11 protein-coding genes are annotated in these 17486 nt (G+C 49.4%); 7 read left to right on the top strand and 4 right to left on the bottom strand.

The features are described from left to right. Positions 1-40: 40 nt before the first annotated feature. Positions 41-3034 (top strand): thrombospondin type 3 repeat-containing protein, encoded by a 2994-nt coding sequence (locus AC566Q_RS21580; protein ID WP_499610745.1) that lies wholly within the window; start codon positions 41-43, stop codon positions 3032-3034. A 211-nt stretch (positions 3035-3245) separates the two neighbouring features. Next, positions 3246-4601 carry a cytochrome-c peroxidase gene (locus tag AC566Q_RS21575; protein ID WP_499610742.1) on the top strand — a complete coding sequence of 452 codons (1356 nt, stop codon included), beginning with the start codon at positions 3246-3248 and terminating at the stop codon, positions 4599-4601. 448 nt (positions 4602-5049) lie between these two features. Here AC566Q_RS21575 and AC566Q_RS21570 read toward each other — a convergent pair whose 3' ends face one another. Next, positions 5050-5625, bottom strand: coding sequence for a D-sedoheptulose 7-phosphate isomerase (locus AC566Q_RS21570; protein ID WP_499610740.1), 576 nt, complete (start codon positions 5623-5625; stop codon positions 5050-5052). 639 nt (positions 5626-6264) lie between these two features. Between AC566Q_RS21570 and AC566Q_RS21565 the strand changes: the two genes are divergently transcribed. From AC566Q_RS21565 to gmhB, 3 genes are all read left to right on the top strand, one after another. Continuing rightward, positions 6265-7515 carry a hypothetical protein gene (locus AC566Q_RS21565; RefSeq protein ID WP_499610737.1) on the top strand — a complete coding sequence of 417 codons (1251 nt, stop codon included), beginning with the start codon at positions 6265-6267 and terminating at the stop codon, positions 7513-7515. Between the two features lie 187 nt (positions 7516-7702). Continuing rightward, positions 7703-8791: a hypothetical protein gene (locus AC566Q_RS21560; RefSeq protein ID WP_499610734.1), complete on the top strand. Its 1089-nt coding sequence runs from the start codon at positions 7703-7705 to the stop codon at positions 8789-8791. 35 nt (positions 8792-8826) lie between these two features. Next, positions 8827-9384 carry a D-glycero-beta-D-manno-heptose 1,7-bisphosphate 7-phosphatase gene (gmhB, locus tag AC566Q_RS21555; protein ID WP_499610731.1) on the top strand — a complete coding sequence of 186 codons (558 nt, stop codon included), beginning with the start codon at positions 8827-8829 and terminating at the stop codon, positions 9382-9384. Here the strand turns inward: gmhB and AC566Q_RS21550 are convergent. The 3 genes from AC566Q_RS21550 to fadB all read right to left on the bottom strand — a co-directional run bounded on the left by AC566Q_RS21550 (position 9378) and on the right by fadB (position 13713). Further along, on the bottom strand, positions 9378-10250 hold the full coding sequence (locus AC566Q_RS21550) for an MBL fold metallo-hydrolase (RefSeq protein WP_499610728.1): 873 nt from the start codon (positions 10248-10250) through the stop codon (positions 9378-9380). The genes gmhB and AC566Q_RS21550 overlap by 7 nt on opposite strands. Positions 10251-10378: 128 nt before the next feature. Then, on the bottom strand, positions 10379-11542 hold the full coding sequence (fadA, locus tag AC566Q_RS21545) for an acetyl-CoA C-acyltransferase FadA (RefSeq protein ID WP_105935708.1): 1164 nt from the start codon (positions 11540-11542) through the stop codon (positions 10379-10381). Between the two features lie 20 nt (positions 11543-11562). After that, on the bottom strand, positions 11563-13713 hold the full coding sequence (gene fadB, locus AC566Q_RS21540) for a fatty acid oxidation complex subunit alpha FadB (RefSeq protein ID WP_105935709.1): 2151 nt from the start codon (positions 13711-13713) through the stop codon (positions 11563-11565). Positions 13714-14128: 415 nt separating this feature from the next. Here fadB and AC566Q_RS21535 point away from each other — a divergent pair, with 415 nt between their 5' ends. Both AC566Q_RS21535 and pepQ read left to right on the top strand, forming a co-directional pair. After that, positions 14129-16081 (top strand): transglycosylase SLT domain-containing protein, encoded by a 1953-nt coding sequence (locus tag AC566Q_RS21535; RefSeq protein ID WP_499610722.1) that lies wholly within the window; start codon positions 14129-14131, stop codon positions 16079-16081. Between the two features lie 57 nt (positions 16082-16138). Next, positions 16139-17464 (top strand): Xaa-Pro dipeptidase, encoded by a 1326-nt coding sequence (gene pepQ, locus AC566Q_RS21530; protein ID WP_499617585.1) that lies wholly within the window; start codon positions 16139-16141, stop codon positions 17462-17464. Positions 17465-17486: the final 22 nt, after the last annotated feature.

Raw genomic sequence — 17486 nt, 5'->3', positions numbered from 1 at the left:
GCATGTATGGGCAGTACAGCAGTGATATATCAGGGAGTAAATGTCAGTGAAAGTGTTTAGTGTTTTGCTCATGCTTGTTATTTGCACCGGCTTTCTTGCCGGTTGTGGAGAAGGCAACTCGGTTGAGGATACAGAAGAGAACCGCTGCTCCGCGCTGGTAAATCCAAATGCAGGCGACCAGGATGGTGATGGCATTATCAATCAGTGTGACACCGATAATGATAACGATACTATCGACGATGAGATTGATAACTGCCCGCTGCTAGCCAATACCGACCAGCTGGACACGAATGGCGACGGACTGGGCGATGCGTGTGATGCCGACGGTGACGGTATTGAAAGTACCGAGGATAACTGCCCGGCCACCTTCAATCCGGAACAACTCGACGGCAATGGTGACGCAATTGGCGACGCCTGTGACGAAGACAGCGATGGCATTCGCAGTATTGATGATAACTGCCCGGCAACGGCTAACGTAGACCAGCTGGATACTAATGGCGATGGTATCGGCGATGCTTGTGATGATGATAATGACGGTATTCTCAACAGTATCGATAACTGCCCGGACATTGCTAATCCTGAACAGCTCAACAGCGACGAAGCTTATCCGGGTGATGCTTGCCAGGATACAGACGAAGATCTGATCCTTGATGTGAACGACAATTGTCCGTTTGAAGCCAATCCAGATCAAGCCGATACCAATGGCGATGGAGTAGGGAATGCCTGTGATGTTGATAGCGATTCTATCCCGACAGAACTCGATAATTGCCCGTTTACCGCTAACTTTAATCAGGCTGATAGTAACGAGGACGGGCTGGGCGATGCGTGCGACCGGGATAGCGACGGTGTAGCCGACAGAACTGATAACTGCCCTGTGGATGTTAATCCGGAGCAGGAAGATGAGGACGAAAATGGACAGGGTGATGCCTGTGATACCGGTTTAGCCTCGCCTGCTGTCAATTTTTTCGAACCGGTTAACTTGTCCGATAATCCGGGGTTGACTCTGCGTCCTGCAATAAAATTTGATAACAATGGCTATTACCACGCGGTTTGGGATGACAACACCGGCATCGAAGGGGCTACCGAGGTTTATTATACCGCAGTAAAGATCGATGGTTTTGAGCAGCAGGAGGTCATTAAGCTATCAAACTCTCAATCTGAGATTATCGGTCTTGCACAGCGGGCTGATATAGATGTGGCGCCCGACGGCAGTGTGCATGTGGTTTGGCAGGATACTAAAACCAATACCTCGGATATTTATTATCTGATCCTTGAGCGTAATGCAGAAACGGAGCTGTTTGAGATAAGCTCAACGCGCAACGCTAATGATATAAACCCTGAAACAAACCTTTCCAATTCTGCTCAGGCGAGTAATGAGCCGACTATAGCTATTGATGCTGCAGGGATAATCCACGTGGTTTGGTCTTCGGACTCTGCGGTAAATATTATCCGCTCCACTGATAATGGTGCAACGTTTAGCAGCCCTTTGCGTTACCGGACAAACGTGATTGTGGAGCCGGCAATATCGGTTAGTGAAGGTGGCCTGGTGAGGATAGTCTGGGCGCAACAGGATAGTCTTATCTATGTAACCTCATCCGACAGTGGCGAGACTTACGAAACACCTCGCCAGCTTTTTGTTTCGCAGGATACAATCCAGCGTCCTGATATTCAGGCCTTCGACGAAAATGTTTACATTGTTTGGGACCAGGAGCTCCTGAACCAGAACACCGATATTCTGATGATTAAATCCGGCGACGGTGGTGAGACCTTCAGTGATCCGCTTAACATATCGACTAACAGTGGAACCTCAATCTACCCGTCGCTGGCTGTCGGACCCACAGGAGACGTTTTTCTCGCCTGGTCAGATACTACTACGGGCAATTATGAAACCGTGTATGTTGAGTCTGACGACGGTGGAGAAACGTTTAGTGAGCTGGTGGTAATTTCACCGAGTGACAACGGTTCGCTGGTTATCGATTCAGATGTTGATGAAAACAATAATTTCATTGTTGGTTGGGATGACAACCGCTACGAATCATTTGACATCGCGCTGTCCTATGGCACCAGTTCAATCCCCTTAGTTAACGATATCAGTGATGTGCCCAGCTTTTTTGACCCTGAGCAGGAGTTGCCAGTCATGCTTGCGGCAGCTTTTTCTGACTCGCTGATATCCAACGTGACAATTTATGCAAATACGGGGGCCAGTGTTGTAACAGCTTCAAGCACCGGTACCAGTACTTACTATTTCTGGGATGGACGGAATGCTGACGGTGAAGTGGTGAGTGAAGGAGAATACAGCTACGTAATAACCGCCTATACCCCAGAGAGAATACCGATCGAGAGAAGTGGAACTATTCGGGTTTACGGCGTTGACTCACCCGAACGCCTTCCTCAGATACTCACTTTTGCTACCGACCGTCAGGCATTTTCGCCAAATGATGATGGTCGAACGGACATTGCTATTGCAACGGCCACCTTCAACCAGGCGTTACCCTGGGAAGTGACGTTGCTCGACGCTGACGACAATCTTATTTTTTCGCAGACCGGTGTGAGTGCATCTACCACTGTCGAATGGGATGGTCTGTTTGATGACGGTACTTCGTACCCAGAAGGTACTTATACCTTTAATGTATACATTCAGTCAGATGACGGCAGCACAGCGCAATCAGCGGTTGATATCGTGATAGATATGACACCGGTGAAAGTAGAAAACCTGGAGATTGTCGATGTGGATTTGAGTGCTGGTACACCAGGAAGCATAGGATTTCACATTACTGAAAGTGCTGTGGTGACAATCTACATCTTTGATGAGTCCGGCTTTACCACGGTAAACGAGCTGGTCAGAACCCAGCTGGGCGGGGGTTATGATGGTGAAGAAGGTGCGCAGGATGTCTTTTACGAATGGGACGGCTCGTCGGGTAATGGCACGCTGCAAGAACCCGGAACTTATCTGCTGAGGATTTGGTGTCGGGACTTTGGAGCTAATCCTGCCAGCGAATATCCGTTCATCAGAGAAATACAAATCCGCGAATAAGCTAAACGATTTTGCACCAGATTGATGCTTTTTTGTTCAGTTCGGTGGCAAGGTTTTACGTTGAAATTTGTAAATTCATGTATTTATTAAAATAAATTTATGGCTTTCATCTTGCAACATAATAATTACAAAAAATATAAATATAACAACCAGCAACACTCTGGGTGCACAGCAGTAGGTGCAATGAGTTGGAACACAAGGAGAAGACCTAATGGTCAGATATACCAATAAACTGAAACTGATAGCTGTGTCTCTGGGAATCTCTGTCGCGCTCACCAGCGCGCAGGCCCAGGAACTTCCCGAACCGGTAACCGATGCCGATTATTATGATAATGGCGCGCCTCCCGAGGCCAAAGTTAAACTGGGTAACATGCTGTTTTTTGATAAGATCATGAGCGGTAACCAAAACATATCCTGTGCAACATGTCATAACCCATTGCTAAGCAGTGGCGATGGATTGTCGCTGGGGGTTGGCGAAGGCGGCCGGGGCCTTGGCCGTTACCGAACCACGGGGGAAGGGGCTGAGGCGATCTCTACCCGTATCGGCCGGCATGCGCCGCATTTGTTTAATCTTGGCGCCAAAGAGTTCATTCGCATGAACTGGAACGGGATTCATCAGATAAGCAGTGGGCGCCTTGATTTGCCCTCAGGCAGAGCAACTCCCCGCAACATCGAAAATGTGTTAGCCGGCCAGTCATTATTTCCAATTACCAACTTTGCGGAAATGATGGGCGAAATTGGCGATAACGAAGTGTCATCCGTGGTCAGGCCCCGCGTCGGTCCGGCAAACTTCCCGGCAATCTGGAACGCTTACATGCAGCGTTTAAGGGCCATCCCGTTATATGTGCAAATGTTTATGGATGCCTATCCAGGCGAAATACTCAGTGCTCAGGATATGCAGATTCAACACTATGCCAATGCGGTTGCGGCGTTTCAGGCTGTTGCTTTTAGAAGTGACAACAGCCCTTTTGATGATTATCTGCGAGGTAACACCGATGCGATGACTGCCCAACAAGTACGTGGGATGAATCTGTTTTATGGTGAATCGGGCTGTTCGAGCTGCCACAGTGGTAAATTTCAAACGGATCAGGGCTTTCATGGTATTGCCATGCCACAGGTCGGCCCGGGCCCTGAGTTCCGCTTTCCGTTACAGGATCGTGGACGTTCAGAGCGTACAGGTAAAGCCGAAGACTGGGCTAAATTTAAAACACCGTCATTGCGCAATGTCTGGTTAACTGCGCCTTATGGCCATGACGGTGCCTACGCAACCTTACGTGGCGTTATTGAACATCACCTCGACCCGCTGACATCTCTGGAAAATTACGATGGTAGTCAGATAGTAGTAGCTAAACATGACGAATTTGACCTAACCGATTTGGATGGTTATAACGATCTGGTTTTACGCCAAACCATTATTGATGCCAATGAGCTGCAGCCGGTTGCTCTTAGTCCTGAGCAGGTGGATGATATTATGGCGTTTCTGAAGGCGCTTACTGATTGGAACAGCTTCGAAAGAGGCGGAATGATTCCGGCTGAAGTACCTAGTGGGCTGCCGGTTTTTGATTGATGGCGGCCTAAACTGACAAGCTCAAAAAAAGCACCATCAGGTGCTTTTTTATTTTCAGCCCTAAACCACCTACTTCAGTAGGTGGTTATCATGCATGGTAGGACTTTGTCCGCATCGATGTAAGCTGGCAAAGGAAGGTGTTTATACATTGTTGTCGGAGTCGCCGACAGCGACCAGAGGGGGTAGTGCGACCCGGTGACCGGGAACCACTCTGGACTCCCCGCAGCCCTTATCAGTGAAAAGCGTCATCGTCCCTGTGCCGCATCGACTGAATCCTCATCCATGATGATTCTTCTAGTTTGTTATGTCTGTCAGTGACAATGACAACACTGAAGAAGGGCACAATTATTGTCCTTTCTTCGATTTAAACAGAGCCCCCTTTTAGGGGGTTAACGCAAAGCCACCTTCTTTAAAGGGGGATTCTTTACTTGGGCGATAAACAAGAGCCTTATCCTTTAAAATATCGCTTTTCTACCTGACCGCACAATATATGGCCCAGCAGGATATGGCACTCCTGAATACGTGCTGTGTCGGGGGATGGAATGCACAGGCAATTGCAGAGCGCCTTCAATTTGCCGCCGCTCTGACCGGTTAACACATACGTTGTGACGTTCATTTGTTTAGCGACTTCTACTGCGGCAATAACGTTTGGACTGTTACCGCTGGTAGATATACCTACAAACACGTCCTTTTCGGTGGCAATACTTTGTAATTCGCGGGAGAAAACAAATTCATAACCGTAGTCGTTACCAATAGCGCTGATAGCTGAGTTATTGGTACCCAGTGCCAGCGACGGCAGTGGCGCCCGATCAAACAGGAAGCGGGACGTAAACTCGGCGGATAAATGTTGCGCATCAGCGAAGCTGCCGCCGTTGCCACAGAAAATAATCTTGCCACCTTGCTGAAGTGAAGCAAGGCAGGCATCGATAAGTTCGCTAAGTTGAGATAGCAGATGTTCATCCTGTAAAGTTGCTTCCTTAACAGCAATGGATGCTTTTATTTCATCCTGAATATCCGGGCTCATGTGTTACTCCTGTCGTGTAGGGCTACTGCGGTGTTTAGTGCGCATGATATCGTTATTAGTGTGAGATATTTATCGTGCCATAGACCCCTGGGAAAAACACTTCTTTTTAGGCTCCGGGGCGTACCGTTGAGCTAAAATAGTAAGAAGGTCTTGGTCTGCAAACGCGATGTCACCCAATTTTACTAGATCCTTTTGTTTTGTCTTACTTTTTTAAATTTTGAGGCCTCACTGCCGGCTGTTTTCACTTTTATTTCATTTGTTTTGTTATTTTTTTAAATACCTTTTTGCCAGAATTAATATGATTGTTTCAATACTTTTTCTTGTGGTTCAGCCAAATTAAAATCTCAAAAGCGAAAGCGCTTTTCTGTCATACAGTTAGTTGTACTAACAGAGCTTATTGCTGCTAATTCAGGGTCGAAATTAACCTCCTAAAAAAACACTCATGTGGCTTCAGGTCGCGTTTTATATACGTTTGTATGGAGTTGGTGATTTTTATTCATACCGAAAAAGACTTTAATGCATCCCGTTCCTTGCAACCGTGTTTAAGTTTTTTTGAGGTAAATAGAAATGACTGGTTTTATCAAAAGTGTTGTTGCTACCGCTGTAATCTCTGCAACATTCTCTGCAGGCGCCGCTAGCATGAGTGACACTAGCTTCACCCGAAAAGGTATGGAAACCAATAACCTCGATGGATCGTCCCAGCTGAAATTTGCTCGCACTGGCACCACCTCTGTGATTTCTCCAACCCGTAGCTTCTGGCGCCCAATCTTCAGAAAGCCTGCGCCAGAGCCAACACCAGAGCCAACGCCTGAGCCGACTCCAGAGCCAACGCCTGAGCCAACACCAGAGCCAACACCAGAGCCAACACCAGAGCCAACTCCGGAACCGACGCCTGAGCCGACCCCTGAACCTACACCTGAGCCTGAGACTAAAAATGCACCTCAGGGGCTTTTCCACAGCGCTGGTGTAATCAGTTCCAGCGATCAGCGTGGCACCATTATCCGTGACGATATCAATGGTGAAGACCACGTGTCTGGCAGTCTGGTGAGAGTCAGCTGGAGAGTTATTAATCCATCTGAAGGTGTGTTTGACTTTACGCCTTTGGAAAATGAACTGGCTGCCGCTGCAGAGTTGGATGCGAGTATTAGTCTGGCCATACTCGATAGCAAAGAAATGCCTCAGTATGTACTGGATCAGTGTGAAACTTTTGATTACAGCTTCCGTGGTCAGCCAGTGACTACCTGTTTGCCATGGGATAGTTACTATCAACAATTCAAAGCAGAGTTGGTCAGCCGTCTGGGTGCACAGTTTGATTCCCACCCAAATCTGCGCGGGGTTTATATGAGCTATGCGGCTATGTCTAACGGCATCGAAATGCACTGGCGCGTAGATGAAAACGAGTTTGCTGCTGCCGGATATACTCCGGATCGCCTGGAGCAATCCTATAACGATGTTATGGATATGTACGCAGAGGCCTTTACTACTACGCCAATTATGATGGAAATCCATACCGTGTTTGAGGAGTCGCACCTGGCAGAGAATGCTTTCAATCACTGCTACGACACTCTGGGTAGCCGATGTGGTGTAGCCATCTGGTGGTGTTCATCTCGCATGGCCACTAACCCCCGGGAGGCGGAATATCCGGTTTATCATGTGGCACAACAGGCTACCGAACTGTCATTCGCGGTTTGTCAGACCATTGGTAACTTCAGCACTCAGCCAGACCGCTTCGACTCTGGACAGGGCTGGACTTCTGAAGAAGCACTGCGTAATGAAATGGACTTCTTCATTGGCGAGGGCTTTAAGAACTTTGAGATTTGGTCTGCTGATTTACAGGATGCCACTCTGAAGGCCATTCTGGAAAACGAATACGCGCCCCTTTTAAAATAACAGTGTTCAAATAATGATGCAGGCCCCTTAGGGGCCTGTTTTGTATTTGTTTGTCGTAAAAGATATCCCGTAGTTGAGAATGGCAGGGATTACCAGCATACTTTGCTGTACCAGTATCCAGCCTGCCGGCAGTAACCGGGCGGTTCTGATAACGAATGTACCGTGCAGACTAACGAGGTAATCTCTTTTGTTTCGACTATCCGGCTTATTGACTTTTTTGTTACTGCTGATAACGGCTTGCGGGGGAGGTAACTCTACCACTTCCTCGCCAACGCCAACCCCGCTGCCACCAGTGACTAATCCGCCGCCAGCCGGCGAGTTTAAAGACCACCCGCAGGGGATCTTCAACAGTGCTGGTACCATCAATATCAATAATCCAGGCGCTTTTGTATCTGAACATATTAATGGCTTACCTCATGTTTCCGGCACCCTGGTGAGATTAAGCTGGTCAGAAATAAATCCGGCTCCTGCAGAGTATGATTTTTCGGTAATAGAACGGGAACTACAGGAAGCAGAGGCGCTGGGTGACAGGGTGAACCTGGCCGTCATCGATAGCAAAGAAATGCCCCAATGGGTGCTGGATGAGTGCACAACCTTTGACTATTCGTTCAGGGGCAACCCGGCAGTAACCTGCTTACCCTGGGATTCCGCTTACCTCGACTATAAAGAAGCGCTGGTCAGCCAGCTTGGAGCTCAGTTTGATAGTCATGCCAGCCTGGCAGGTATATACGTTACCTACGCAGCGATGACCAATGGTGTGGAGATGCACTGGCGTGTGGATGAGCAAAGGTTTGCTGAGGCCGGCTACACCTTTTCACGCCTCAGCGATGCTTTCAATGGTGTCATTGATATGTACATGACCTATTTCCCTACCACGCCCATCATTATCGAGGCGCATACCGTTTTTGATAGTGCCGCTCTGGCGCAAACCGCTTACGATTACTGCTTTGACACCATAGGTGAGCGTTGCGGTGTGGCAATCTGGTGGTGTGCATCACGTATGGCAACTAACCCTCGTGAATCTGAATATCCGGTATTCAGCGTTGCACAGCAGGCGGCGAATAATGCTTTTGCTATTTGTCAGACCATCGCCAGTTTCACCGATGAACCTGAGCGTTTTGAGCCAGGCATTAGCACAGAGCAGGCGTTCAGAAATGAAATGGCGTTTTTCGTTGACGCCGGATTTAAAAACTTTGAATTCTGGACCAGCGATATTCAGAATGGCACTCTCACAGATATCCTTAACGCTGAATATCTGGCAGACATTGAAAACTAGGCCAGCGAGCGCTGGCGATTAAAAGCGGAATCAACATGACGTTACCTCGTAAAGCGTTTTTCCTCGACAGGGATGGTGTCATTAACATTGATCACGGCTATGTATGCGAGCCTGAGAGTTTTGAGTTTGCCCCCGGTGTGTTTGAAGCCTGTAAACGCATAGTGGATGAAGGCTTTGTCATCATTGTTGTTACCAATCAGGCGGGGATTGGCCGGGGATACTATACCGAGGAGAAATTTGCGGCACTTACCAAATGGATGTGTGAGCAATTTTCTCAACATGGGGTCGCCATTACCGATGTCAGGTTTTGCCCGCATCACGCTACTCACGGTCAGGGCGAATACCTTAAAGATTGTGATTTCCGTAAGCCAAATCCGGGCATGATCAACGCTGCTGCCACAGAACATCAGATTGACCTGGCAAGCTCAGTGATGATTGGCGACAAGATGTCAGACATACAGGCCGGACAAAGTGCCGGAATACAGCACTTATATCTGGTGGATTCGGAGTATGAAAGCGATGGTGTGGCCTCGGGCTACCAACGCTGTACCAGCCTGTTTGATGCGGTAACGAAGTACTTCAACGGTCAGTAGGTTGTTTCAAGGTCGGCACGAAAATTAAAATAGGAGTCATCCACCAGTGACTGGTACACGCCTTTTATATTGTCGGCCAGCCATTCGTTATACATTTTAAGATCGCTGAACTGCTCTAGTGTAATGCTTTGCTGTAATTCCGCTAAGGTTTTTCCGGCCAGTATGCCGTCTCTCACAGCAGTGTAAAGCGCTTCAAGGTACGCCAGATAATGTTCAATATCCGCACGAGTACCGATATCAGCATGGCCGCCTATAAACACCTCAAAGTCATAGCGGTTAAGTACCGCTTTGGTGGAGCTGATCATGCCCTGTATGTCATAACCCGGCAGGTCTTTATAGGGTAAGCGACCTACCACTATCCAGTCCACAACATGCAATACTCCGGCGGGCTGAATAAGATAGCTCACCGAGCCCTTGCCGTTGTTCTCGCCATGGTAAGCCAGCTGCACCTGCGTTGAGCCGGAAGTAACGGCTAGTTGGTCGTTAAAGGTAATGTCGGGTTGCCGGGTTGGCAGGCGGGTGAAGGCAATATCCCGGGCGGCCAGCTGGTGAGCAACCACCACCGTTTCACTACCGGCCAATTGTTCGCCACCACTAACATGATCGGTATGATTGTGGCTGTACAGCATATAACTTACTGGCAGTAGTTTCTTTTCGGAAAGGTATTGCCTGAGGTAAGTCGCCGCTTCAGCGCTGATAGGATCGGTAACAATAGTGCCCTGTTCCGTGGTAACAAATACTGAATGATAATTACCGGCGGTAAAGCGATAAACATTGTCCTTCACCTGCTCAATAGCATATTCAGCGGCGTGTGCAGAAAAAGAAACCAAACAGATAAAAGAAAAGAAAAACATCATTACCTTCATGAAAACTCCCTGGCAGAAACAAAGTATTAATGGGTTTACTACGCCAGGTATGCCGGTAAAGCTCAGAGTTTTCTGCCAATAACAAAAAGGGCACCGCTAAGGTGCCCTTTCAATGAAGTTGTACTGACTTACACGCGTTCAAATACGGTAGCGATACCCTGGCCTAAACCAATACACATAGTCGCCAGGCCGATTGACTTGTCATTGGCTTCCATCAGGTTAATCAGCGTGGTGCTGATACGTGAACCAGAGCAACCCAGAGGGTGACCAAGCGCAATGGCACCGCCGTTTAAGTTAACGCACTCGTCGTACTTATCCAGCCAGCCAAGTTGCTTGATACAGCTAAGCGCCTGGGCCGCAAAGGCTTCGTTGAACTCGGCAATCTCAATATCATCCATGGTTAAGCCCGCACGTTTGAGAGCTTTTTGAGTCGCAGGCACCGGGCCGTAACCCATGATCGCCGCGTCACAGCCAGCCACACCCATTGAGCGGATCTTAGCGCGTGGTGTCAGGCCCAGTTCTTTAGCACGATCGGCCGACATTAACAGCATTGCCGAAGCACCGTCTGAAATCGCCGAGGCAGATCCCGCGGTAACAGTACCGTTTACCGGATCAAATACCGGGCGTAGCGCAGCCATAGTTTCTGGCGTACTTTCCGGGCGGATAACTTCGTCAAAGTCGACCATCTTTAACACGCCGTCGGCATCATGGCCTTCGGTGGCTACAATCTCGCTAGCCCAGCGGCCTTCCAAATGTGCCTGATGTGCTTTCTGGTGTGAGCGGGCTGCGAAGGCATCTTGCATCTCACGGGTAATGCCGTTCTGACGGCCCAGCAGTTCTGCTGTCATGCCCATGTTACCAGACGCTTTGGCGGTATACTTTGCCAGGCCCGGATGGAAGTCGAGATTAAAGGTCATTGGAACATGGCCCATGTGCTCCACACCACCAATCATGTACACGTCGCCCTGACCTGTCATGATACCTTTAGTGGCATCATGCAGCGCCTGCATGGATGAACCACACAAACGGTTAACTGTTACCGCAGAAGTACTGCGTGGGATCTCGGTTAACAGCTGGGCATTCCGGGCCACGTTAAAGCCCTGCTCTTTGGTTTGCTGAACACAGCCCCAGATAATGTCTTCAATTTCTGCCGGATCCACATTGGGGTTTCTGGCAATCAGGGCACTCATTAAGTGCGCCGATAAACTCTCGGCACGAACGTTTCTGAATACGCCACCTTTGGAGCGACCCATGGGTGTGCGAATACAGTCAATAACTACTACATCTTTCATGATTATGTCTCCTAAGGTGATTAAGCGAAGTAAGATTTACCTTCAGCGGCCATTTGACGAACGCCGTCTGTAATTTGGTAAATCGGACCTAAATGGGCGTATTTGTCGGCAAGTTCGACAAAGTTCGCTAATCCCATAGTTTCGATGTAACGGAAAATACCACCACGGAACGGCGGGAAGCCAAGTCCGTAAATCAGGGCCATATCGGCTTCGGCAGCACTTGCCACGATGCCTTCCTCAAGACAACGAATCGCTTCGTTGGCCATCGGGATCATCAGACGGGCAATGATTTCTTCACTGCTAAATTCACTGGCTTCTGCCTGGTGAGGCTTAATCAGCTCATAAGCTTCAGGGGCCGCATCTTTCTTCGGCTTACCACGCTTATCTTTACTGAAGTTGTAGAAGCCTTTGGCATTCTTCTGACCTAAACGCTCTTCTTTGAACAACAGCGTTACCGGATCATTTTCGACTTTTGCCATACGCTCAGGAATACCTTCTGCCATAACCGAGGCGGCATGGTCTGCCGTGTCCATTCCTACCACGTCGAGCAGGTAAGCCGGGCCCATTGGCCAGCCAAACTGTTTTTCCATCACTTTATCAACGGCAACAAAGTCGGCACCATCGAGTACCAGTTTCGAGAAACCAGCAAAGTAAGGGAATAATACGCGGTTTACCAAAAAGCCCGGGCAGTCATTCACTACAATCGGCGTTTTGCCCATTTGCAGCGTGGTAGCCACTACCGCAGCAATCGTGTCGTCTGAGGTTTTCTCGCCGCGGATGATTTCGACCAGTGGCATGCGGTGCACCGGGTTAAAGAAGTGCATACCGCAGAAACGCTCTGGTTTTTCCAGACTTTCTGCCAGTTGGTTAATCGAAATAGTAGAGGTGTTTGAACACAGGATTGTATCGTCATCCACATTCTGTTCGGTTTCTTTCAGAACGATGCTCTTAACCTTCGGATTTTCAACCACCGCTTCAATGACCAGATCAACGTCCTTAATGGCGCTGTATTCCAGTGAAGGCGTAATGGCGTTGAGGGTTTTAGCCATTTTTTCGGGCGTAACTTTACCCAGCTGCATGCCCTTGTTAAGGATCTTAGCGGCTTCAGACAGGCCGAGGTCCAGAGCAGGCTGGTTAATGTCTTTCATTACTACTGGCAAGCCTTTCACGGCGCTCTGGTAAGCAATGCCGCCACCCATGATACCGGCACCCAGTACCGCATTCATCTTGACTGCTTTGCTGGCTGATTTGGCTAACTTCTTACCTTTGCCTTTCACCAACTGGTCGGCCATAAAAATGCCAATCTGTGCTTTCGCCGCGTCGGTTTTAGCCAGTTTGACAAAGCCCTGGTTTTCCAGCGCCAGCGCACCATCACGATCCAGTGAAGAAGCATTCTTAACCGTTTCTACCATCATGTGCGGAGCAGGGTAGTGTTTACCTGCTTTGGCAGCAACGAAAGCCTGGGCGGTAGAGAAGCTCATCATCGCTTCGTTGCTGTTTAATTTAAGTGGCGCTTTTTTGCTGGCCCGGCGAGCCTGCCAGTCAATTTTGCCAGCGGCGGCGTCCGTCACCATGCTAAGAGCGGCTTCAGCTAGCTTTTCAGGCGCGACAACGGCATCAACGGCGCCTTCATTAAGTGCCTGCTGGCCTTTTCTGTCTTTGCCCGTGGTCATCCACTCAAGGGCGTTATCCGAACCAATGAGACGTGGCAGGCGTACCGTACCACCAAAGCCTGGCATCAGACCTAATTTCACTTCTGGCAGACCGATAGAAGCCGTGGTATCCACAACGCGAAGATCACAGGCCAATGCCATCTCACAACCGCCACCCAGTGCAAAACCATTCACAGCAGCCACTGTGGGGACCGGCAGATCTTCGAAGCGGTCAAACACTTTTGACGTTTTGGCAACCCAGGCCAGAATTTCTTCTTCAGGCTGGGCAAACATGTCGGTAAATTCTGTGATATCAGCTCCAACGATAAAAGCCGGCTTGGCGCTGCGAACTACCACACCTTTTACGTCGCTGTTAGCGGCGATGGCCTGGGTAGCTTCGTCCAGGTCACTGATTGTCTGGCGGTCGAATTTATTTACTGAACCCTTGGCATCAAATACCAGTTCAGCAAAACCGTTATCCAACAGTGATACCGTTAGATTTTGGCCTTCGTAGATCATTGTTGTCTCCTTTCAGCGTTACGCGTGAAATTAATAAAATTGTAGGGAGGCGCGTTTTCTTTAAAACCCTGATTCTTTCCAATGCAGAGAAAAATATCAACAAAAATTCAAACAGGTGTTTCAATTATGTTGAGTCAATGGTGTCTAAGGTAACGTTTTCAAGCCCTTTAACGCATATTTAATTTATTTATAGTTGTGTATAGCCATTCGGTGTCGCTGCCATTTTTTGCCAATTTTGCTAAATTAGAAATACGGGCAGGCGATTCCGGCAATGCTGTTGTTGATGTTAGCACTGTTGGTTACTTTTTGCCCTGAAACTCGTACAAAAGCGAGTCATCGAATATCGCTGTCATCCCGGACGCAGAGTCTCTACACTACAAGACTCTGATATGGCCCGGGCAAAAAAGGAGATGTTGTGCAGGCATTGCGGTTAGTACTGCTGATCACGTTACTGAATTGGTTTGCTTCGCCGTATGCGGTGGCCGAAGACGGCAAACTGCGTGAACAGCAACGCGCACAATTTTTAAGCCTGGAGAAACAACTCAATACACTGCCGGTATCAAAACTACCCGCTATTCATAAAGACATTGAGGATCTGGCAAACTACCCGCTGGTGCCGTATTTAAAACTACGACTTGCCGAGCGCACCCTGGGGAGCCTGTCCGACACTACCGTAAATGAATTTCTCGCCCGCTATGCAGGTACGCCTCTGGCGACTCATTTGCGCAAGCGCTGGCTGGACTTACTCAGCGACCAGCAAAGAAAAGCGGCTTTCATTGAAGCCTATCAGCCGGGGCTTGGCACTAAATATACCTGCCGCTATCTGCACTATCAGCTACAGCAGTCCGACAACCCGGACTACTGGTTTGAGCAGGTCGATACGCTATGGTTGTCCGGACAGTCGCGTCCGGATGAGTGCGATCCGGTATTCAAACAGTGGCAACAGGCTGGCCATATGACCACAGACAGGGTGTTAGGTCGCATCGAGAAAGTGGTCAGAGGCGGCGATCGTAATTTGTTGGGTTATCTGCAGCGCAGGCTGCCTGCCTCGCATCATTATTTGGTGGATTTATGGCGGCAGACCCGTCGCTCATCGTCTACGGTACTGAAATACAGCTTGTTCCCGCGTAAGTATCCGGAGCAGGAAAAGGCCGTACTTTATTATGGCCTGATCCGGCTGGCTTGGCAGGCGCCAGCTAAAGCAATAAAAGCCTTTCAGTACTGGCAGGGCAAAATCGCATTCAGTGAAGCACAAATCAGACAAATTTATCGCGCCATTGCTATTAGTCTGGTGATTGAGGGTGACGATAATGCCAGTGAGTGGCTGGCGAAGGCAAATGTCCCTGATGCCGAAGAAGACGTCAGACACTGGCATCTTGCCTATATGCTGCGGCAAAATGACTGGCAGCAGGCTTTGCAAGTGATTCAGACCGCACCGGCAGAAGAACAGCGCCAGGACGCTTTTCGTTACTGGCGGGCACGTGGACTCTCAGAGCTTAGTGCTGAACAAGTTCCCCAACAACTTTACGGTGAACTGGCCAAAGAACGCCATTATTATGGTTTTCTGGCCAGCGCTCGTTTGCAACAGCCCCCGGAACTGGCCGATCAGCCCCTTGAAATGAGCGACTACACTCTGGCCAGAATGAGCACGGTGCCGGCAGTTCAGCGGGCCTATGAGTTATTTAAACTGGGCCGCTATGTGGAAGCCCGGCGTGAGTGGTATTACCTGAACCGGCGCCTGACCAACGAAGAAAAGCGCGCGGTAACGCTGCTTGCCAGTGATTGGGGGTGGCACGATCAGGCGATTATTGGCTTTGCTCAAACCGGTTATTTCAATGATGTGCGCCGCCGCTTTCCCATGGCATTTGCCGAAGAGTTTCAGCAGCAAGCGTCCCAGCACGAGGTTGACCCGGCGCTGGCTATGGCGATTGCCCGGCGGGAGAGCTCGTTTATGGTTGATGCCGTGTCACCGGCTGGTGCCCGGGGCCTGATGCAACTGATGCCGGGCACCGTGAATTACATCAGTAAGCAGCGGGTGGGTTATAGCACTCTGCTTCAGCCTGAGCAAAACCTGGAATTTGGAATTCAGTATCTGAAATACCTTAACGACAAGCTCAACCACAATCCGGTGCTGGTGTCGGCATCCTATAATGCTGGCTGGCAACGGGTAATGGAGTGGTTGCCAACCAGCGGGGAGCAGTCGCTGGATGTGTGGATTGAAAACATCCCTTACCGGGAAACCCGCCATTATGTCAAAGCGGTGATGGCTTACCGTTATATCTACCAGGTACAACTTGGCCAGCCGTCACATCTGTTTGATACTTTGAGTCGCATGAAACTCTCGGCAGACAGCCTGACTTTACCTTAGGCGCGTGGTAGTGTTATGCGCCATAATATAAGCATAAAAGATAACGACAGAGGCACTATGACAGAGCATCACGACCTGTATGCAGCGCATATTGAAACCCTTCAGCAACGTACTCGCGAAGCCGTGGAACGTGAAGGACTGGAAGGGTTGGTTATTCACTCAGGTCAAAGCAAGCGATTGTTTTTAGACGACAACCATTATCCTTTTAAGGTTAATCCACAGTTTAAGGCCTGGTTACCGGTTATCGATAACCCAAACTGCTGGCTGGTAGTTAACGGGTTGGATAAGCCTAAGCTGATTTTTTACCGGCCTACCGACTTCTGGCACAAGGTACCGCCCGAGCCCAACGAATACTGGACTGACTGTTTCGACGTCGTCATGCTTAAGCAGGCGGATATGGTGGAAAAGCATCTGCCATACGATAAACGCAATTTTGCCTATGTGGGTGAGTATATCGAGGTGGCCAGTGCGTTGGGCTTTAACAATGTGAATCCCGACCGGGCACTGCATTACTTACATTACCAGCGCGCTTATAAAACCGACTATGAGCTTGCCTGTATGCGCGAAGCTAATCGTATAGCGGTGGCTGGTCACCGGGCGGCGGCGCAGGCTTTCTTTGCCGGCGAAAGCGAGTTTAATATTAATCTTGCTTACAATGCTGCTACCCAGCAGGGGGACAACGATGTGCCCTACACCGGTATCATTGCCCTTAATGAGCATTGTTCGATTCTCCACTACATGGACTATGACACCGCTAAACCAGACCAGCATCGTTCCTTTCTGATTGATGCCGGGGCTAATTACAATGGTTATGCGGCAGACATAACCCGCACTTATACGGTGGGAGAAAATCCGTTTAAAGGGCTTATCAGCGAACTCGATAAACTCACCCTGTCACTGGCCGGAAGGTTAAAACCGGGCGTGGATTATGCCGATATTCACCTGGCGGCCCACGAAGGCATTGCCGATGTGCTGGTGCAGGCCGGACTGGTTAACATGAGTGCTGAAGACTGCCTGGCGCAGGGGATCACCCGTACTTTCTTCCCCCACGGGATTGGCCACTTCCTGGGGTTACAGGTTCATGATGTGGGCGGACTGGTAATGGACGATCGCGGCACACCCAAGCCTGCGCCTGACGATCACCCGTTTTTACGCTGTACCCGTACGGTGGAAGCCCGTCAGGTCTTTACTATCGAACCGGGCCTGTATTTCATTGAGTCTCTGCTGGCCGATCTGAAAAGCAGCGAGTCTTCCAAATACATCAACTGGGATGTGGTCGATACTTATCGCCCCTACGGTGGAATTCGTATCGAAGATAACATTATCGTGCATCGCGACAGCAATGAAAATATGACCAGAGCAGCGGAGCGTCTGGCCGGGTAAGCTATGTAGTACTTTCAGGGAG

The organism is Alteromonas sp. H02 (assembly GCF_059682525.1).
The sequence above is the reverse complement of the archived record's forward strand: the minus strand, read 5'-3'. Positions and strand labels throughout refer to the sequence as shown.

What these genes read in the sequence shown, in the direction of transcription:
- fadB (WP_105935709.1), bottom strand. Translation starts at nt 13,713, where the DNA reads ATGATCTACGAAGGCCAAAATCTAACGGTATCACTGTTGGATAACGGT.
- pepQ (WP_499617585.1), top strand. Translation starts at nt 16,139, where the DNA reads ATGACAGAGCATCACGACCTGTATGCAGCGCATATTGAAACCCTTCAG.
- AC566Q_RS21550 (WP_499610728.1), bottom strand. Translation starts at nt 10,250, where the DNA reads ATGAAGGTAATGATGTTTTTCTTTTCTTTTATCTGTTTGGTTTCTTTT.
- AC566Q_RS21580 (WP_499610745.1), top strand. Translation starts at nt 41, where the DNA reads ATGTCAGTGAAAGTGTTTAGTGTTTTGCTCATGCTTGTTATTTGCACC.
- fadA (WP_105935708.1), bottom strand. Translation starts at nt 11,542, where the DNA reads ATGAAAGATGTAGTAGTTATTGACTGTATTCGCACACCCATGGGTCGC.
- AC566Q_RS21565 (WP_499610737.1), top strand. Translation starts at nt 6,265, where the DNA reads ATGAGTGACACTAGCTTCACCCGAAAAGGTATGGAAACCAATAACCTC.
- AC566Q_RS21570 (WP_499610740.1), bottom strand. Translation starts at nt 5,625, where the DNA reads ATGAGCCCGGATATTCAGGATGAAATAAAAGCATCCATTGCTGTTAAG.
- AC566Q_RS21575 (WP_499610742.1), top strand. Translation starts at nt 3,246, where the DNA reads ATGGTCAGATATACCAATAAACTGAAACTGATAGCTGTGTCTCTGGGA.
- gmhB (WP_499610731.1), top strand. Translation starts at nt 8,827, where the DNA reads ATGACGTTACCTCGTAAAGCGTTTTTCCTCGACAGGGATGGTGTCATT.